Raw genomic sequence first — 17,706 nt, 5'->3', positions numbered from 1 at the left:
GAAGAAATGAATCAAAGTGAAGTTAATGGCATAATTAACTGAAACTGAAGATAGAAAAGAATTTTCCCGACGACAAGAGTGCTGTGGTCCTACCTGACCCCATACCGAACTCAGAAGTAAAACGCAGTGACGTCGATGGTAGTGTGGTGATTCGCCATGTGAGAGTAGAGCATCGTCGGGGGTTTTAATTTATTTAGTGAGTTTATTAATAAGTAAACAAACAACAATTAGTAAACTGACTAAATAGAACGAATTTGATTGATAACCAGAGTGCTGTGGCTCTACCTGACTCCATCCCGAACTCAGAAGTAAAACGCAGTAACGCCGATGGTAGTGTGGTGATTCGCCATGTGAGAGTAGGGCATTATCAATCTATTAATTTAGGAGCGGTAGTTCAGCTGGTTAGAATACCTGCCTGTCACGCAGGGGGTCGCGGGTTCGAGTCCCGTCCGTTCCGCCAATAATTTAAACATAGGGGCAAATAATTATTTGCCCCTATAAGTACAAAATAAATAGCTATCAATAGGGGCGTAGTTCAATTGGTAGAGCACCGGTCTCCAAAACCGGGTGTTGGGAGTTCGAGCCTCTCCGCCCCTGCCAGATATTAGAAACCGACTGAAATTTCAGTCGGTTTTTTCATTTATATAATTTGTAAATTTTTCTGTTATTTCTCCCGCTTGTGTTAGTTAGTGTCCGGGAGATAGTTGCTAAGATAGGGGAGTAGTAAGTCGTAGTATTTAAAAAAACGTAAGCCCTGTTTTAAACAGGGCTTTTATTAGATTTTTTGACCTGTAATACGACACCATTCTTCTTTTTCTACAACAGGGTCTAGCGTAAAGGCTTCGGTGTAAGCCTCACACACACTTTCAGCCTGAGTAGTAAGAATACCAGATAAGCCTAAATCTCCGTTTGGTTTAACCAGTGTGATAATATTTGGTGCTAACTCTTTGAGTGGGCCGGCTAGAATATTCGCAACAACAACATCGGCTTGTAACTCTTTTGGCTGATCTTTGGCTAAGAAAAGTTGTAGTTTCTCTGCTACGCCGTTCGCCTCGGCGTTGTTTTGACTAGCTAAAATCGCCTGTGGGTCGATATCAATCCCGATGGCTTGTTTTGCACCGAGTTTAAGTGCAGCGATAGCTAAAATACCTGAACCACAGCCGAAGTCGATAACCGTTTTGCCTTCTAAATCTAAGCTATCTAACCATTGTAAGCAGAGCGAGGTTGTTGGGTGTGTGCCGGTGCCAAATGCAAGCCCGGGGTCGAGCATCACATTAACTGCATTCGGGTCAGGCACTTCACGCCAGCTTGGGCAGATCCATAAACGCTTGCCAAACTGCATTGGGTGGAAATTATCCATCCACTCCCGTTCCCAGTCTTTGTCTTCGATTTGCTCGATTTTGTGAGCAAAGTTTTCGTCCACTAATTTGCTGGTTTTTAGTGCTTCTACGATGAGATTCATATCAGTTTCCGCATCAAAAAGCCCAACTACATCGGTATTTCCCCAAAGACGGGTTTCCCCCGGAAGAGGTTCAAAAATTGGGGTATCTTGACTATCCATAAAAGTCACCGACACCGCTCCAATCTCGGTTAAAAAATCGCTGATTTCCTCAGCCTGTTTATCTGTACTGTTTAAACGAATTTGTACCCAAGCCATTTTGATTTTCCTATTGTTTATTAATTCGTAAGAGGGCCTTTTGTAGGATATCTATTTTCTTTTTATCTTGCTCCCCAAGTAGCAAACCATTTAATAATGCTGTTGCATTTTTTGTAGAAAGAACACAAGGGGAGAGATACCCTCGAGAGTTTGGATAATTTCTCCAATGAATGCCAATAGCTAATTGAGGATTTCCTGAGTTTTTGTGATCATATGTGCCTAAAATAATAACTTGCTCTCCATCTCCATCTCCATCTCCATCTTCATCAATATAAATTTCTATTGTATCTTCTTTCCAATATGAAACCATTGGTTTTTCCATTACCCTCTTCCCCCCACCGTGATTTTATCCAGCTTCACCGTAGGTTGTCCTACGCCGACCGGTACGGATTGCCCTTCTTTGCCGCAAGTGCCGATGCCGGGGTCGAGTTCCATTTTTTTACCGACCATTGAAACTTGTTGCATTGCTTCAATACCACTGCCGATCAGGGTTGCTCCTGTGACAGGTTTGGTGATTTTGCCTTTTTCGATTAAGTAGGCTTCGGCGGTGGAGAACACAAATTTGCCGGAGGTAATATCCACTTGCCCGCCGCTGAAGTGTGGAGCATATAAACCGTATTCGACCGATTCAATCATCTCTTCAAATTCGTGATTGCCTTCGGTGAGGTAGGTGTTGGTCATTCGTGGCATTGGCAAATGAGCGTAAGATTCGCGTCTGCCGTTGCCTGTTGGGGCAACCCCCATCAGGCGGGCATTGAGTTTGTCTTGCATATAGCCTTTTAGAATGCCGTTTTCAATTAACACATTACGTTGCGAAGGCACGCCTTCGTCATCTACCGTGATTGAGCCTCGCATATTCGGCACTGTGCCGTCATCAACAATGGTGCAAAGCTCAGAGGTGACCATTTGCCCAATTTTACCGCTAAAGAGTGAAGATTCCTTACGGTTAAAATCCCCCTCCAAGCCGTGACCAACTGCTTCGTGGAGCAAAATGCCTGGCCAGCCGGCACCGAGAACAATCGGCATTGTGCCTGCCGGTGCAGGAATGGCAGTGAGATTCACAAGGGCTTGGCGAACGGCTTCTTTGGCAAGCGATTCCGCACGGCTAAAGCCGGTTTCGCTTGCTGCTAAGAACCAGTCTAAACCAAAGCGACCACCGGCTCCGGCTGAACCTCGTTCCCGTTTGCCATTTTGTTCCACCAGTACCGACACAGATAAACGCACTAACGGACGAATATCCGCAGCCAGTGTGCCGTCAGTCGCTGCCACTAACATTTCTTCATATACCGCTGAGAGATTCGCATTCACTTGAATCACTCTCGGGTCTGCCGTTCGAGCGGTTTGATCCACTAAATGGAGCAATTCGACCTTTTGTTCACGGCTGATTGTCTCTAGCGGGTTGATTGCCGGGTAGCGAGAACAAGCGGTCGTTTTTTTGAAATTTTTTACCGATAATTGACCGCTTGTTGGGCTGATTGAGCGTGCGGCAGCGGCACATTGTTCAAGCTGTTTTAATGTGATTTGATCGGCATAGGCAAAGCCGGTTTTTTCGCCTGATATAGCACGCACACCGAACCCTCGGTCGATATAAAAACCGCCTTCTTTGATGATGCTATCTTCCAAGCTCCAGCTTTCGTCTTGGCTGAGTTGGAAGTAGAGATCGGCATAATCAATATGACGGCCGGAGAAGTGATCTAACACTTGAGTTAAGTGCGATAATTCAAGCCCACTTGGAGCAAGTAAGCTGTTTGAAACCTGATTTAGCATGGTGATTCCTAAAAATAAAAGACGGTAGATTCTAACATAAAATCTACCGTCTTAAGTGAACAATGGTGAATTAACCTTTTAAGCCTTCTTGTTCACGCACATTATCCACACCTTGGTCTGCCTCCACTCGTTGCATAAAGGCGGAAAGTTGGGAAAGGTGAGAGAAATCCAACCCTAGTAGGCGACACCAGTTGAGCATAATGTAGAGATACGCATCGGCAACCGAAATTTCTTCACCAAAGAAAATATGATTTTCTAAATAAGCATTGGCAAAAGCCAGTTGTTCTAAAATTTGCTCAGCCGCTTGTTGGCGAATGGTTTTGGTGAGCGTTTCATTACCTTCCGCATAACTTGGTAAGCGGAACAGTGGCACGAATGATTTATGCACATCTGAATTGAAAAAAGCTAACCAACGAGCCGCTTTGGCTTTATCACGAGCGGTTTTGCTGCCGAATAATTTAGCTTCCGGATAAAGCTCGTCTAAATAGTGGACAATAGCTTGGTTTTGCGTGAGGGCCAAGTCGCCATCAACCAACAATGGTACGTTGCCACGAGGGTTTAACGCCAGATATTCCGCCGATTTAATAAATTCACGGCTGACAGCTTGAAACGCATAATCTTGATTGGCACGCAATTTCACCCACTCTAGGGCAACGTGTGGCACAAATGAACAAGCACCGGTTAATCCATATAATTTCATCTTTTCTTCCTCATTAAGGTAATAATTTTTCTAAACGCCATAAATCGGCAAAAGTGGCTCGGGCTTTAATTAAATGGGCTTGGTTGCCATCAACCATAATTTCTGCCGCTTGTGGGCGAGAGTTGTAGGTTGAAGACATTGCCGCACCATAAGCTCCGGCAGAACGCATAGCGATTAAATCCCCTTCAGCAATCGCCAGTTCTCTTTGTTTGCCTAAGAAATCTGAAGTTTCGCAAATCGGACCGACCACATCGTAAACAGCTTTGTCACGGTTTAAGGTTTTATCCACTTCCGTAATTTGCATATAGGCTTCATACAGAGCCGGGCGAATCATATCGTTCATACCGGTATCGACAATCGCAAAATTGCGATCTTCATTTTGTTTCAAATATTCCACTTTCGTCACTAAAATGCCGGCATTTGCGGTAATAGCACGCCCCGGTTCAATAACGATTTCTAGGTTTTCATAGCCTTTGAGCTTTTCCAGCAAGGCTTTGGCATACTCAGTCGGGTGCGGAGGCTCTTCGCCGTTGTAAGGTACGCCTAAACCACCGCCTAAGTCTAAGTGGTGTAGCTCAATGCCATCTTCACGCAGTTGCTCCATTAAGACGATTAAGCGATCGGTTGCATCTAAAAACGGTTGCAATTCGGTTAATTGCGAGCCGATGTGGCAATCCATACCGGTAATTCTCACATTCGGCAAGGTTTTGGCTAAGCGATACACTTCACGGGCTTGAGTAACGCTCACGCCGAATTTGTTTTCTTTTAAACCGGTGGAAATGTAGGGGTGAGTGTGGGCGTCCACATCCGGGTTTACTCGCAGTGAAATTGGTGCGATTTTGCCTAGCTCACCGGCAACTTGGTTAATGCGGTGAAGTTCGGAAATAGATTCAATGTTAAAGCAACGAATCCCGACTTCCAACGCTCGCTTGATTTCGCTGTGCGATTTTGCCACGCCGGAAAAGACAACTTTAGAGGCTTCGCCACCAGCTGCTAGAACTCGCTCCAACTCGCCTTGAGAGACAATATCAAAGCCTGAACCGAGACGAGCCATTACATTTAATAGGGCAATGTTAGAGTTAGATTTGACTGCAAAGCAAACAAGGTGTGGGTGCGAGCCGAACGCATTATTGAATGCGTGCCAGTGGCGTTCAAGGGTGGCTCTGGAGTAAACATAAGCCGGCGTGCCGTATTGCTCGATAATATCGGCAATAGCGACTTCTTCGGCAAAAAGTTGGTTATTTTTATATTCAAAATGGTTCATTGAAAGTCCGTTGTGTTTGGGATTTTGAAAGAAAAAGAGGCAACAAGCGGTCGCTTTTTCACAAAAATTTGCAAAATTTTAGCAAAAACAGACCGCTTGCAATGCTTATTTTTGTTCGTGTTTAGGGGCTTGCTCAGGGAAGTAGAGTGGGCCTTTGACCCCGCAAGCACTTAAGCCTAAAGTAGTTACTAATGCGATTAAAATGAGTTTTTTCATAGGTTTTTCCGCTTAAAAAATGATGCTTCATTCTAAAACAAAATTAGTACCCTCGCTATAAAAAATTACACCTCAATCTTACTGGTAGATTGAGGTGTAAATTAGGCTACAAGCGAAAAATTGGCTTATTTCAAACTGCCTACCATATCTTCCGGACGAACCCATTCATCAAACTGTTCTGCCGTAACTAAGCCTAAGTTAATCGCTTCTTCTTTTAATGTTGTGCCGTTTTTGTGGGCAGTTTTGGCGATTTTCGCTGCATTTTCATAACCAATGTGAGTATTTAATGCGGTCACTAACATCAGCGATTGGTCGAGCTGCTGTTTAATGCGTGGGTAGTTTGGCTCAATACCGACCGCACAATGTTCATCAAACGACACACACGCATCGCCGAGTAACTGGGCGGATTGTAAGAAGTTGTACGCCATCACCGGTTTATAGACATTCAGTTGGAAATGCCCTTGCGTACCGGCAAAGGATATAGTGACATCGTTGCCTAATACTTGGGCGCAGACCATTGTCATCGCTTCGCATTGGGTTGGATTTACTTTGCCCGGCATAATTGATGAACCCGGCTCGTTTTCCGGAATCAGAATTTCGCCAATGCCTGAACGAGGACCGGAGGCTAATAAACGGACATCGTTGGCAATTTTGTAGAGCGACACCGCAAGTTGTTTTAATGCCCCGTGGGTTTCGACAATCGCATCGTGAGTCGCAAGTGCCTCAAATTTGTTTTGGGCAGTAACGAACGGTAAACCGGTGAATTTCGCAATGTATTCCGCCACTTTCACATCGTAACCTTTCGGGGTATTCAAGCCGGTGCCGACTGCTGTGCCGCCGAGAGCCAGCTCACGCAGGTGTGGCAGGGTGTTTTCCAATGCTTTAATGCCGAACGCTAACTGTGCTGCATAGGCAGAGAACTCTTGACCGAGAGTGAGCGGAGTGGCGTCCATTAAGTGAGTACGCCCGATTTTGACCACATCTTTAAAGGCTTCGGCTTTTTCCGCTAAGGTTTTTTGCAAGCGTTTCACACAAGGCAGGGTATGTTCCACCACTTTTTTGTAAGCAGCGATGTGCATTGCGGTCGGGTAGGTGTCGTTGGAAGATTGGGATTTATTCACATCATCGTTCGGGTGAATAATCGATTTTTCGCCTAGCTTACCGCCGTTTAAAACGTGCGCACGGTTCGCTACTACTTCATTCACGTTCATATTTGATTGTGTACCCGATCCGGTTTGCCAAATCACCAGCGGGAATTGATCGTCCAGCTTATTCGCCAAAATCTCATCGCAGGCTTTTGCAATTAAATCCCGTTTTTCGACCGCTAGCACACCCAAATCGTGATTAGCATAGGCAGCCGCTTTTTTCAGATAGCCAAACGCCTCGATAATTTCCGCCGGCATTGATGCCTCCGGCCCGATTTTAAAGTTATTGCGTGAACGCTCGGTTTGCGCCGCCCAGTATTTATCGGCAGGAACTTGCACTTCGCCCATTGTGTCTTTTTCGATACGGAATTCCATGATTCGCTCTCCTAAATTGTTGGATTAATTGAAAATCAGTAGGCACTAATAATTTAGAGGTATAAGGTGATACTAGCATATAAAAGAAAAAGAAAGGAACTGCGAATTGCAATTCCTTATTGGTTTTTTTATATTTTATGATTTGGATCATATTATTTAACTACAGGGCGTTAAATCTTTTTCTTAGGCCTGAATTATATAGCGCTTGATTTGCTTCTTGCATTAGTTCCCTTTTTTGTTGATCTGTGAAGGTATAAATATATTGGTGATTTAAGGCCCCGTTTAGCTTAAACAGTAAGTCTTCGGTAACATCAAAGCCCTGGAGAATCAGTTTGATAAAAGTTGACATATACCCTTCTTGAGTAAAATCATGAATGGAATGAATCCCTATTTTTTTCAACATTCTTTCTAACTTTAAATTCATATTTGGTAGGTTTCGGATTTGTGTAGCTCGCTTTTGGCTTATTTTGTACTTCTCCGTTCGGAGTTCCTCTATAATTCCAAAGAGTAGCGAGCTAAATTTTGGTGTATCATCTATGAGAACTTGCGGAATATAATGAAATTTTCTACTTTGTATACCAATTTTTTCATCGCATAAGATACAGGTTTTAGGATACTGACGAATGTATTCAATATCTTTTTTCGCAATACGTAAATAAGTTGCTCCATTTTGATACAATGCAATCATCAATCCATCCTTAAAAACTGCGTAGTAGGAAAAGTAGGTTTTTAGCCGAATTGTTCCAATGATAGGCTCAAATATAGGGTAGATTTCTTCTTTAATTTCATTGATTGTTTGCATATATGTACTCCGATGTAAGGTCATGAAACTTATTTAATAATAAATACTCTTATGGATTAAATTTCAACTAGGATTTTTTAGATTTGTGAAGTGGCTCGAAAAGTTTGAATAAAAAAATGCATAAATACAATTTATTTGAGCCACTTCAAATGAAGTGTTGGAAATATTGTGTATCTTTAGAAGTTTTATCGAATCAAATTATTGTCAATATAAAAAACAAAAATTACTTGCATAAGGGAAATGAAACGAGTATGATAGCAAAGCTTTAGGTATCTAAAGACATTTGATGTAATCATTTATCAAATGGCACTACAGATATTGTAGTGTATACAATGTTCCTAATTTTGGAACTATATAGGTTTAACTGAGCTCCCTTAACTAATTTGTTAAGTGGTAGTTTGGTTTTTTTATTAGCTAAATTTTTTAATTGGAGCTCTGGTCTAATGCAGAACCAAAGAATCCGTATCCGCTTAAAAGCATTTGATCATCGTTTAATTGATCAATCTACTGCGGAGATCGTAGAAACAGCTAAACGTACTGGTGCACAAGTTCGTGGTCCAATTCCTTTACCAACTCGTAAAGAACGTTTCACTGTATTGATTTCTCCACACGTGAATAAAGATGCACGTGACCAATATGAAATCCGTACTCACAAACGTTTAGTTGATATTGTTGAACCAACAGAAAAAACTGTTGATGCATTAATGCGTTTAGATCTAGCTGCTGGCGTTGACGTTCAGATTAGTCTAGGTTAATTGGGAATTTTAAGAGGTTATTACAATGATTGGTTTAATCGGTCGTAAAGTTGGTATGACCCGCGTTTTCACTGAAGACGGCGTGTCTATTCCAGTTACCGTTATCGAAATCGAAGCCAACCGTGTTACTCAAGTTAAAACCCTTGAAAACGATGGCTACTCTGCAATTCAAGTTACTACTGGCTCTAAAAAAGCTAGCCGTGTAACTAAACCAGAAGCAGGTCATTTCGTGAAAGCAGGTGTTGAAGCTGGACGCGGTTTATGGGAATTTCGTACTACTGAAGGTGAAGAATTCACTTTAGGTCAAGAAATCAATGTTGACATCTTTACTGATGTTAAAAAAGTCGATGTTACTGGTACATCAAAAGGTAAAGGCTTCCAAGGTGGTGTTAAACGTTGGAACTTCCGTACTCAAGATGCAACTCACGGTAACTCTTTATCACATCGTGTACTTGGTTCTATTGGTCAAAACCAAACTCCAGGTCGTGTGTTTAAAGGTAAAAAAATGGCAGGACACTTAGGTGCAGAGCGTGTAACCGTTCAATCACTTGAAGTTGTTCGTGTAGATGTTGAGCGTAAATTATTATTAGTTAAAGGTGCCGTTCCTGGTGCAACTAATGGTGATGTTATCGTAAAACCGGCAGTTAAAGCATAAGTCTAGGAGATAGAGATGGAATTACAAGTTGTAGGTGCAAACGCACTAACTGTTTCTGAAACTACCTTCGGACGTGAGTTCAATGAAGCATTAATCCACCAAGTAGTTGTTGCTTATGCAGCAGGTGCTCGTCAAGGATCTCGTGCTCAAAAAACTCGTGCTGAAGTGTCTGGTTCAGGTAAAAAACCTTGGCGTCAAAAAGGTACAGGCCGTGCGCGTTCTGGTGATATTAAATCACCAATTTGGCGTTCGGGTGGTGTAACTTTTGCTGCGAAACCACAAGATTACAGCCAAAAAGTGAACAAAAAAATGTACCGTGGTGCAATCAAAAGCATTCTTTCTGAATTAGTTCGTCAAGACCGTTTAGTGGTTGTTGAGAAATTCGAGATCGATGCACCAAAAACTAAAGTATTAGCACAAAAATTAAAAGATATGGCGTTAAATGACGCTCTTATCATTACTGCAAACGTAGATGAGAATTTATTCTTAGCAGCACGCAACTTATATAAAGTTGATGTGCGTGATGTGCAAGGTATTGACCCAGTTAGCTTAATTGCTTTCGATAAAGTGGTTGTAACCGTAGATGCAGTAAAACAAATTGAGGAGATGTTAGCATGATTCAACAAGAACGTTTGCTAAACGTGCTTAAAGCACCACATATCTCTGAAAAAGCGACAAACAACGCAGAAAAAGGCAATACAATCGTATTCAAAGTTGCATTAGATGCAAACAAAGTTGAGATTGCAAATGCAGTTGAAGAACTGTTTGAAGTAAAAGTTGATTCTGTTCGTACCGTAGTAGTTAAAGGTAAAACTAAACGCCGTGGTGCTAAAGTTGGTCGTCGTAGTGACTGGAAAAAAGCTTATGTAACTCTTCAAGAAGGTCAATCACTTGACTTCGTTGAAGGTGCGGCAGAGTAATCAGAGGAGATAAAATAAATGGCTATCGTTAAATGTAAGCCGACCTCCGCTGGTCGTCGTCACGTTGTTAAAGTTGTAAACGCTGAGCTTCACAAAGGTAAACCTTTTGCAGCACTTTTAGATACTAAATCTAAAACTGGTGGTCGTAACAACTTAGGTCGTATCACAACTCGTCACATTGGTGGCGGTCACAAACAACACTACCGTTTAATTGATTTTAAACGTAATAAATTAGACATTCCGGGTGTTGTTGAGCGTTTAGAATACGATCCAAATCGTTCTGCGAATATCGCATTAGTACTTTATAAAGATGGTGAACGTCGCTATATTTTAGCACCAAAAGGTTTAACTGCTGGTGATCAAATTCAAGCGGGTGCTTCAGCTCCGATTAAAGTAGGTAACGCATTACCAATGCGTAACATCCCAGTAGGTACAACTGTACACAACGTTGAATTAAAACCTGGTAAAGGTGGTCAAATTGCACGTTCTGCTGGTGCTTACGTTCAAATCATTGCCCGTGAAGGTAACTATGTAACTTTACGTCTTCGTTCAGGCGAAATGCGTAAAGTATTAGCTGAATGTACTGCAACCATTGGTGAAGTAGGTAACTCAGAGCATATGCTTCGCGTTCTTGGTAAAGCAGGTGCAAACCGTTGGAGAGGTATTCGTCCAACCGTTCGTGGTACTGCAATGAACCCAGTAGATCACCCACACGGTGGTGGTGAAGGTCGTAACTTCGGTAAACACCCTGTTACACCTTGGGGCGTTCAAACCAAAGGTAAGAAAACTCGTCACAACAAACGTACTGATAAATTCATCGTACGTCGTCGTGGCAAATAATTTAATTCATTAACTAAAAGGTAAACACCAATGCCACGTTCCCTCAAGAAAGGTCCTTTCCTTGACCTACACTTGTTGAAGAAGGTAGAGAAGGCGGTGGAAAGCGGGGATAAAAAACCAATTAAAACTTGGTCCCGTCGTTCAATGATCATTCCATCAATGATTGGTTTGACCATCGCAGTCCATAATGGTCGTCAGCACGTTCCTGTTTATGTTTCCGACGAAATGATCGGTCATAAATTAGGTGAATTTGCACCGACTCGTACATACCGCGGTCACGCCGCAGATAAGAAAGCTAAGAAATAAGAGGTAAAAGATGGAAACTATTGCTAAACATCGTTACGCTCGTACTTCTGCCCAAAAAGCTCGCTTAGTTGCTGATTTAATTCGCGGTAAAAAAGTTTCTGTAGCATTAGAAATCTTAACTTTCACTAACAAAAAAGCAGCGACGCTTGTTAAGAAAGTATTAGAGTCAGCTATTGCAAACGCAGAGCATAATGACGGTGCAGATGTCGATGATCTTAAAGTTGCTAAAATCTTCGTTGATGAAGGTCCAAGCATGAAACGTGTAATGCCACGTGCAAAAGGTCGTGCAGATCGTATTTTAAAACGTACAAGCCACATCACTGTGGTTGTGTCAGATCGTTAATTAAGTAGGAGAATAACAAAATGGGTCAGAAAGTACATCCTAATGGTATTCGCCTAGGTATTGTTAAACCTTGGAACTCTACTTGGTTCGCGAATACACAAGATTTCGCTGATAACTTAGACGGCGACTTCAAAGTACGTAAATTTTTAAACAAAGAGTTAGCGAACGCTTCTGTATCACGCATCACTATTGAGCGTCCTGCAAAAAGCATTCGTGTAACTATTCACACAGCTCGCCCGGGTATCGTTATCGGTAAAAAAGGTGAAGATGTTGAAAAATTACGCAACGCAGTTGCGAAAATCGCTGGCGTTCCAGCTCAAATCAACATCGCTGAAGTGAAAAAACCAGAGCTAGATGCGAAATTAGTCGCAGATAGCATCGCTTCTCAACTTGAACGTCGTGTGATGTTCCGTCGTGCAATGAAAAAAGCAGTTCAAAACGCGATGAAATTAGGTGCTAAAGGTATCAAAGTTGAAGTTAGCGGTCGTTTAGGTGGTGCAGAAATTGCTCGCTCAGAATGGTATCGTGAAGGTCGTGTACCTCTACATACGCTTCGTGCAGACATCGATTATAGTACTGCTGAAGCTCACACTACTTACGGCGTAATCGGCGTAAAAGTGTGGATCTTCAAAGGTGAAATTCTTGGTGGAATGGCTGCAGTGATTGAATCTGAAAAAGAACCAGCGGCACAGCCTAAAAAGGCGCCACGTGGCAAAGGTCGTAAATAAGGAGAATCACTGAATGTTACAACCAAAACGCACAAAATTCCGTAAAGTACACAAAGGCCGTAATCGTGGTATCGCGGGTGGCACAGAAGTGAGCTTCGGTTCATTTGGTTTAAAAGCTATTGGCCGTGGTCGTTTAACAGCTCGTCAAATTGAAGCAGCTCGTCGTGCGATGAGCCGTGCGGTTAAACGTCAAGGTAAAATCTGGATCCGTGTGTTCCCAGACAAACCAATTACTGAAAAACCATTAGAAGTCCGTATGGGTAAAGGTAAAGGTAACGTTGAGTACTGGGTAGCCTTAATCCAACCGGGTAAAGTTCTCTATGAAATGGATGGTGTTTCTGAAGAAGTTGCACGCAATGCGTTTGCATTGGCGGCAGCTAAACTTCCGTTCAAAACCACATTTGTAACTAAGACGGTGATGTAATGAAAGCTCAAGAACTACGTAATAAAAGTGTTGAAGAGCTGAATGGTGAGTTAGTGAACCTTTTAGGTGAACAATTCAAATTGCGTATGCAAGCAGCCACCGGTCAGCTTCAACAAACCCACCAGTTAAAACAAGTGCGTCGTAGTATTGCACAAGTTAAAACTGTATTAACCGAAAAGGCGGGTGAATAATGACTGATAAAATTCGTACAGTACAAGGTAAAGTGGTTAGCGACAAAATGGATAAATCATTTGTTGTTGCTATCGAACGTACAGTTAAACATCCGTTATACGGTAAGTTTATCCGTCGTACTACTAAACTTCATGTACACGATGAAAACAACGAAGCTAAATTAGGTGATGTTGTTGAAATTAAGGAATGTCGTCCTATTTCAAAAACTAAATCTTGGACTTTAGTTCGTGTAGTTGAGAAAGCAGTTGTTGCTTAATGAACTATGATTAAATAAAAACCCAGCTTTTGCTGGGTTTTTAGTTTTTGTCATTTTCTAATATACATCTCGCATTAATCGGCCTTCCGCGACCAATTTTGCAATAATATTATTGAAATCATCAACATAAGGCTCTCCTCCGATTTGATCTGCAATTTTGATGAGTTCCGCATCTATCGCTTTACTCATTGCTTTACTGCCACAAATATAGAAATAAGCCTCTTGCTGAATTAAATGCCAAACTAACTCTGCTTGTTGCGATAGGGCATCTTGCACATAAAACTTCTCTGCCTGATCACGTGAAAAAGCAGTAAACAGCTGAGTTAAGGTGCCTTTTGCTAAGTAATTTTCCAGTTCCGTTTGATACAGAAAATCTTTATCACGATAACGCTCGCCGAAGAATAAATAGCTTTCAACCCCCTGATATTGCTGCTCTAACGCTTGTAAAAATGCGATATGCGGAGCAATGCCAGTACCTGAGCCAATCATCACCACCGGGGCTGTTAATGTTTCGGGTAAACGGAAATTCGGATTGGCATTTGCAAAAATCGAGACAAAATCGCCCGCTTGTAATTCGGATAAATACCCACTTGCAGTCCCTTGATAATCTCTACCGTTTAAATGATACGAAACGTGGCGGATACATAAATCAACATAATCAGGGTGAGTTTTACCGCAAGAGCTAATTGAATAGGCTCGTGCGGCTAAGTTAGATAAAATTGGCTCTAAATCGGCTAATGTCACGCTTTTGTTTGGGTCAAAATCGCGTAATACGTCTAATAAATCCCGCCCATAGACATATTGTTCCAATGCTTTTTTATTGGAAATTTTAGTTAAATCTTTGAGTTCATTACTGCCGCAAATTTTTTGAATATCACGCAGTACATTTTTACTTAGTAGTCGGAGTTCTTTATGGCGTAGTAATGCAACTGCATTTTGATCGTTAAACCATTCTGCGTATTCGTTTAATAGTCTGTCCGGTTGCTGCACTTTGACATAAATTAAATCCCCTGCTTGATAGAAAATACCGCTCTCTTTTAATGATAAACGAATGTGATACACCGCAGGGCTTGAGTTTGCCAAATGCTTAATTTCCAACACTTCTGCTTGGTATGCCATTTCCTCGCCGTAAGCTTGAACAGAAAGGGAATGTTGGATCGTTTCTTTGTTTGTTGAATGTAATGCCTGCTCCACTAGGGGTAGCCATTGTTTAAAAATTTCTTGATAGTTTAAATCGGCATCAACCCTTGCAATCACAGCTTTAGCTTGTTTTTGTTGTAATAATGAATCTAGTTGTTTGCTATAGCCACAGAATTTATCATAAGTAATATCACCCAGCCCGAATATCGCATATTGCAGATTACAAGCGGTCAAATTTTCCAATTTTTCTGCAAATTCATCGGCGTTTTCAGGTGGTTCGCCATCACCAAAGGAGCTGGTTACAATAAGCAATAAACTCTCGGTAGATAATTGGCTTAAATCGGTTTCGTTTAATGTAGAAAGTGTGGGTGAGTAGGGAAGTAAAAAGGGTTGGATAGCTAATTGTTGGGCAAGCTTTTCTGCGTTACCAGACTCCGAACCATAAGCAATGTGGATATGGGGAATGAGAGACATACAAACTCCTCGAAAATAAAAAATTGCGTGTAAAAGAGATCATCTTTTACACGCAATCATTGTTTTTTAATTATTCACCGTAGAAGTCATCAAAGATTTCTTTTGCTGATTCTACTGCTTCAAAGTTGGTCATTAAATCATTAATTACACGGCGAACGCTGATATAGCCTGTAATTTTGCCTGTTTCATCAAACATTGGTTGAACGGTGGTATCAACCACATAAACTACACCGCCTTTACCGCAGTTTGGTACGATACCTGTCCAGATTTTACCGGCTTGGATTGTATCCCACATATCTTTATAAACTTCTTTTGGTACAGCTGGGTGGCGTACGATATTATGCGGTTGTCCAATTAATTCTTCACGGGTAAAACCGGTTAATTTGCAGAAAAGGTCGTTAGCGTAAGTAATAACACCTTGTAAATCAGTTGTTGAAATAACTAAAGTATCGTGGACTGCTTTTAAAACAGCTTCATTTGAAGGAACAATTTGTTCAGCCATGTTGAATCTCCATTAATATAAATGAATTTTGTTATGTGTTTATCAGTATAAATACTGACAACATATTTAGGATAATAGATGGAAATATTAATGTAAATCATAAATATGGTTTTTTTGTAAAAATACCTGACTAAATTTATACGATTTATTCTGATGTTAAATTGAGTTTTTATAAAAGTTAATTTATTGTAAAAATTATTGCTTGTGTGAATACATTTTGAAAATTAATAAATTTAGCCTAAAATCTATTCTAATCATTTTAATAATATGCAAACTTTATAAAGGAAGAACTATGTCTAGACCACTTAATTTTGTGATGATTTCCCCTCACTTCCCCACTAATTTTGAAACCTTTGCAGTACGTTTGCGTGAAGCCGGTTTTAATACATTGGGAGTTGCCGATGCCCCTTATGAATCACTTAGCGAAACGCTTCGCAACTCTTTAACTGAATATTATCGTGTGGATAATATGGAAGATTATGAGCAGGTTTACCGTGCAGTCGCTTACTTTGCCCATAAATACGGGCGAATTGACCGCATTGAATCGCACAATGAATATTGGCTTGAATTAGATGCGAAATTGCGTACCGATTTCAATGTGTTTGGTTATAAGAACGATGATATGCTCTCCATTAAAACCAAAGCTCAAATGAAAGAGGTATTCCGCAAAACCGGTTTGAAAGTGGCACAAGGGCGAGTATTTAAAGGTGATGAAGATGCTCGTAAATTAGCGAAACAGCTAAAATTCCCGGTGATTATCAAGCCAAATTCAGGGGTTGGGGCGAGCGATACTTACAAAATTAAAACTGCGGAAGAGTTAGAAGCTTTCTTTGGTTATAAAACGCCAACAGTTGAATATATTATGGAAGAGTTTATTGATGGCGATATTATCACCTTTGACGGTTTAACCGATAAAGAGGGCAATATCGTTTTCTACTCCAGCCTTGAATATTCAGAAGCGGTATTGGATACCGTTTCAAAAGACGGCGATATGTTCTACTACGTTCCACGTGAAATTTCGCCAAAATTAGTCGAAATGGGTAAACAATGTGTGAAAGCTTTTAACGTAAAAGAGCGTTTCTTCCATTTTGAGTTCTTCCGTGTTAAAGGGAGCAAAAAAGAAGAGTTGTTACCACTTGAGATCAACTGCCGTCCGCCGGGTGGCTTAACCATTGATATGTGGAACTACGCCAACGATTTCGATGTGTTCCGTGAGTTTGCCAATATTGTGAAAGAAAACAAATTCTATGCTGATATTCAGCACCCTTGGAACGTGGTTTATATCTCCCGTAAGGCAAACCAAAATTATGTAAATTCGATTGATGCCGTTTGTGAGAAATTTGCCGGCAATATTATCAGCGTGCAAAGCGTGCCGGGCGTATTTGCCAAAGTAATGGGCGAGCAAGGTATTTTAGCCCGTACCGAAACAATGGAACAAATGCGTGAAATCGCACAATTCGCACAAGCTAAACAGTAAGAGGTGAAAAATGCATTTTGAAAAAAGAAGCCACTGGAGTGGCGAATTAGGTCGTGAAATGTCGTTCAACGTTTACGGACACGCAGGTAAACCGGTTATTGTTTTTCCGTCTTCCGGTGGCAACGAAAATGAATATGGCAACTTTGGAATGATTGAGGCGTGCCGTTCCTTTATTGAACGAGGCTTAATCAAATTCTACACCCCTGATTCTTACGATGCGGAATCTTGGTTATCCAAACATAAATCCGGACACGATATGGCATTAGCTCATAATGCTTACGATCGTTATATTATTCACGAGCTAGTGCCGTTAATCCGCCACGAATCACAATGGAACGGCACCATGATTGCCACCGGTTGCAGTATGGGGGCATTCCATACGATAAACTTTGCCTTACGTCACCCGGATCTGTTTGATATTGCTATCGCCCTAAGTGGTGTTTATGATGCCCGCTTTTTCAGCGGTGAGTTTTATGGTGATAAAGCGGTTTATTTTAACTCGCCGATTGATTATGTGTGGGGTCAGAATGACGATTGGTTCTTAGACCGCTACCGCCAAAACCACTATGTGATTGCCGTCGGACAAGGTGCGTGGGAAGAACAGCACATTGAAGACACCCGCCGATTACAAGAGGCTTTCAACGCAAAAGGTATTGAGGCGTGGTTCGATTATTGGGGCTTTGATATTGACCACGACTGGCCGACTTGGCGTAAACAAATGCCTTATTTCTTAGGCAAGTTGGAAGAACAAGGGATTATTTAATCTAT

Annotated in this window: 23 protein-coding genes, 2 tRNA genes and 2 rRNA genes; 17 read left to right on the top strand and 10 right to left on the bottom strand. The window is 41.5% G+C overall.

All coding sequences use genetic code 11. From position 1 onward, the window contains the following. Window positions 1–65: 65 nt before the first annotated feature. The 4 genes from rrf (ACJ7Z2_RS02050) (at window position 66) to ACJ7Z2_RS02035 (ending at window position 600) form a co-directional block, all read left to right on the top strand. Window positions 66–181, top strand: a 5S ribosomal RNA gene (gene rrf, locus ACJ7Z2_RS02050). A gap of 76 nt (window positions 182–257) precedes the next feature. Next, a 5S ribosomal RNA gene (gene rrf, locus ACJ7Z2_RS02045) occupies window positions 258–373 on the top strand. A 10-nt stretch (window positions 374–383) separates the two neighbouring features. Next, window positions 384–460 (top strand) — tRNA-Asp (locus tag ACJ7Z2_RS02040). A 64-nt stretch (window positions 461–524) separates the two neighbouring features. After that, window positions 525–600, top strand: a tRNA-Trp gene (locus ACJ7Z2_RS02035). 175 nt (window positions 601–775) lie between these two features. On the opposite strand, the gene prmA is transcribed toward ACJ7Z2_RS02035, so the two are convergent. From prmA to ACJ7Z2_RS01995, 8 genes are all read right to left on the bottom strand, one after another. Beyond that, window positions 776–1,657, bottom strand: coding sequence for a 50S ribosomal protein L11 methyltransferase (prmA, locus tag ACJ7Z2_RS02030; protein WP_126301330.1), 882 nt, complete (start codon window positions 1,655–1,657; stop codon window positions 776–778). Window positions 1,658–1,667: 10 nt separating this feature from the next. After that, on the bottom strand, window positions 1,668–1,979 hold the full coding sequence (locus tag ACJ7Z2_RS02025) for a hypothetical protein (protein WP_409500636.1): 312 nt from the start codon (window positions 1,977–1,979) through the stop codon (window positions 1,668–1,670). Continuing rightward, on the bottom strand, window positions 1,979–3,424 hold the full coding sequence (gene tldD / locus ACJ7Z2_RS02020; protein WP_409500635.1) for a metalloprotease TldD: 1,446 nt from the start codon (window positions 3,422–3,424) through the stop codon (window positions 1,979–1,981). Before tldD ends, ACJ7Z2_RS02025 begins: the two co-directional genes overlap by 1 nt. Window positions 3,425–3,494: 70 nt before the next feature. Next, a complete protein-coding gene (locus ACJ7Z2_RS02015) occupies window positions 3,495–4,124 on the bottom strand; it encodes a glutathione S-transferase family protein (RefSeq protein ID WP_409500634.1) in 630 nt (209 codons plus the stop codon). Window positions 4,125–4,137: 13 nt separating this feature from the next. Next, window positions 4,138–5,388, bottom strand: coding sequence for a diaminopimelate decarboxylase (gene lysA / locus ACJ7Z2_RS02010; protein WP_409500633.1), 1,251 nt, complete (start codon window positions 5,386–5,388; stop codon window positions 4,138–4,140). A 105-nt stretch (window positions 5,389–5,493) separates the two neighbouring features. Then, the gene (gene lptM, locus ACJ7Z2_RS02005) at window positions 5,494–5,604 is read right to left on the bottom strand and encodes an LPS translocon maturation chaperone LptM (RefSeq protein ID WP_006248213.1); all 111 of its coding nucleotides are present in this window, start codon (window positions 5,602–5,604) and stop codon (window positions 5,494–5,496) included. 125 nt (window positions 5,605–5,729) lie between these two features. Beyond that, on the bottom strand, window positions 5,730–7,124 hold the full coding sequence (gene fumC / locus ACJ7Z2_RS02000; protein WP_409500632.1) for a class II fumarate hydratase: 1,395 nt from the start codon (window positions 7,122–7,124) through the stop codon (window positions 5,730–5,732). Window positions 7,125–7,284: 160 nt separating this feature from the next. Further along, the gene (locus ACJ7Z2_RS01995; protein WP_021280505.1) at window positions 7,285–7,926 is read right to left on the bottom strand and encodes a TfoX/Sxy family DNA transformation protein; all 642 of its coding nucleotides are present in this window, start codon (window positions 7,924–7,926) and stop codon (window positions 7,285–7,287) included. Between the two features lie 443 nt (window positions 7,927–8,369). On the opposite strand from ACJ7Z2_RS01995, the gene rpsJ reads away from it, so the two are divergent. From rpsJ to rpsQ, 11 genes are read left to right on the top strand one after another with little or no spacing between them, the layout of a single operon-like run. Then, complete coding sequence (rpsJ, locus tag ACJ7Z2_RS01990; RefSeq protein WP_001181005.1) at window positions 8,370–8,681, top strand: 30S ribosomal protein S10; 312 nt, start codon at window positions 8,370–8,372, stop codon at window positions 8,679–8,681. Window positions 8,682–8,706: 25 nt separating this feature from the next. Beyond that, window positions 8,707–9,336, top strand: coding sequence for a 50S ribosomal protein L3 (rplC, locus tag ACJ7Z2_RS01985; RefSeq protein ID WP_006249363.1), 630 nt, complete (start codon window positions 8,707–8,709; stop codon window positions 9,334–9,336). A gap of 15 nt (window positions 9,337–9,351) precedes the next feature. Next, complete coding sequence (rplD, locus tag ACJ7Z2_RS01980; RefSeq protein ID WP_409500631.1) at window positions 9,352–9,954, top strand: 50S ribosomal protein L4; 603 nt, start codon at window positions 9,352–9,354, stop codon at window positions 9,952–9,954. Continuing rightward, the gene (rplW, locus tag ACJ7Z2_RS01975) at window positions 9,951–10,256 is read left to right on the top strand and encodes a 50S ribosomal protein L23 (protein WP_006249361.1); all 306 of its coding nucleotides are present in this window, start codon (window positions 9,951–9,953) and stop codon (window positions 10,254–10,256) included. The genes rplD and rplW overlap by 4 nt, the downstream gene beginning before the upstream one ends. 18 nt (window positions 10,257–10,274) lie before the next feature. After that, window positions 10,275–11,096: a 50S ribosomal protein L2 gene (gene rplB, locus ACJ7Z2_RS01970; RefSeq protein ID WP_006249360.1), complete on the top strand. Its 822-nt coding sequence runs from the start codon at window positions 10,275–10,277 to the stop codon at window positions 11,094–11,096. Between the two features lie 30 nt (window positions 11,097–11,126). Then, window positions 11,127–11,402, top strand: a complete 276-nt coding sequence (gene rpsS / locus ACJ7Z2_RS01965) for a 30S ribosomal protein S19 (protein ID WP_005539416.1) — start codon at window positions 11,127–11,129, stop codon at window positions 11,400–11,402. 10 nt (window positions 11,403–11,412) lie between these two features. Beyond that, a complete protein-coding gene (rplV, locus tag ACJ7Z2_RS01960) occupies window positions 11,413–11,745 on the top strand; it encodes a 50S ribosomal protein L22 (protein WP_006249359.1) in 333 nt (110 codons plus the stop codon). A 20-nt stretch (window positions 11,746–11,765) separates the two neighbouring features. Continuing rightward, window positions 11,766–12,473, top strand: coding sequence for a 30S ribosomal protein S3 (gene rpsC, locus ACJ7Z2_RS01955; RefSeq protein ID WP_006249358.1), 708 nt, complete (start codon window positions 11,766–11,768; stop codon window positions 12,471–12,473). Window positions 12,474–12,486: 13 nt separating this feature from the next. Then, window positions 12,487–12,897 carry a 50S ribosomal protein L16 gene (gene rplP, locus ACJ7Z2_RS01950; protein WP_006249357.1) on the top strand — a complete coding sequence of 137 codons (411 nt, stop codon included), beginning with the start codon at window positions 12,487–12,489 and terminating at the stop codon, window positions 12,895–12,897. Beyond that, window positions 12,897–13,088: a 50S ribosomal protein L29 gene (gene rpmC, locus ACJ7Z2_RS01945; RefSeq protein ID WP_005711179.1), complete on the top strand. Its 192-nt coding sequence runs from the start codon at window positions 12,897–12,899 to the stop codon at window positions 13,086–13,088. The genes rplP and rpmC overlap by 1 nt, the downstream gene beginning before the upstream one ends. Beyond that, the gene (rpsQ, locus tag ACJ7Z2_RS01940; RefSeq protein ID WP_006249356.1) at window positions 13,088–13,345 is read left to right on the top strand and encodes a 30S ribosomal protein S17; all 258 of its coding nucleotides are present in this window, start codon (window positions 13,088–13,090) and stop codon (window positions 13,343–13,345) included. Before rpmC ends, rpsQ begins: the two co-directional genes overlap by 1 nt. Before the next feature lie 57 nt (window positions 13,346–13,402). Here the strand turns inward: rpsQ and ACJ7Z2_RS01935 are convergent, their stop codons facing one another. Next, the gene (locus ACJ7Z2_RS01935; protein WP_409500630.1) at window positions 13,403–14,959 is read right to left on the bottom strand and encodes a sulfite reductase flavoprotein subunit alpha; all 1,557 of its coding nucleotides are present in this window, start codon (window positions 14,957–14,959) and stop codon (window positions 13,403–13,405) included. A 70-nt stretch (window positions 14,960–15,029) separates the two neighbouring features. Further along, window positions 15,030–15,461, bottom strand: coding sequence for a PAS domain-containing protein (locus ACJ7Z2_RS01930; protein WP_409500629.1), 432 nt, complete (start codon window positions 15,459–15,461; stop codon window positions 15,030–15,032). 292 nt (window positions 15,462–15,753) lie between these two features. On the opposite strand from ACJ7Z2_RS01930, the gene ACJ7Z2_RS01925 reads away from it, so the two are divergent. Both ACJ7Z2_RS01925 and ACJ7Z2_RS01920 read left to right on the top strand, forming a co-directional pair. Then, window positions 15,754–16,938, top strand: a complete 1,185-nt coding sequence (locus ACJ7Z2_RS01925) for an acetyl-CoA carboxylase biotin carboxylase subunit family protein (protein WP_409500628.1) — start codon at window positions 15,754–15,756, stop codon at window positions 16,936–16,938. A 10-nt stretch (window positions 16,939–16,948) separates the two neighbouring features. Then, window positions 16,949–17,701 carry an esterase family protein gene (locus tag ACJ7Z2_RS01920; RefSeq protein ID WP_409500627.1) on the top strand — a complete coding sequence of 251 codons (753 nt, stop codon included), beginning with the start codon at window positions 16,949–16,951 and terminating at the stop codon, window positions 17,699–17,701. The last annotated feature ends 5 nt before the right edge of the window (window positions 17,702–17,706 follow it).

This window comes from Mannheimia glucosida, assembly GCF_046267875.1.
Lineage (GTDB): Bacteria > Pseudomonadota > Gammaproteobacteria > Enterobacterales > Pasteurellaceae > Mannheimia > Mannheimia glucosida.
The sequence above is the reverse complement of the archived record's forward strand: the minus strand, read 5'-3'. Positions and strand labels throughout refer to the sequence as shown.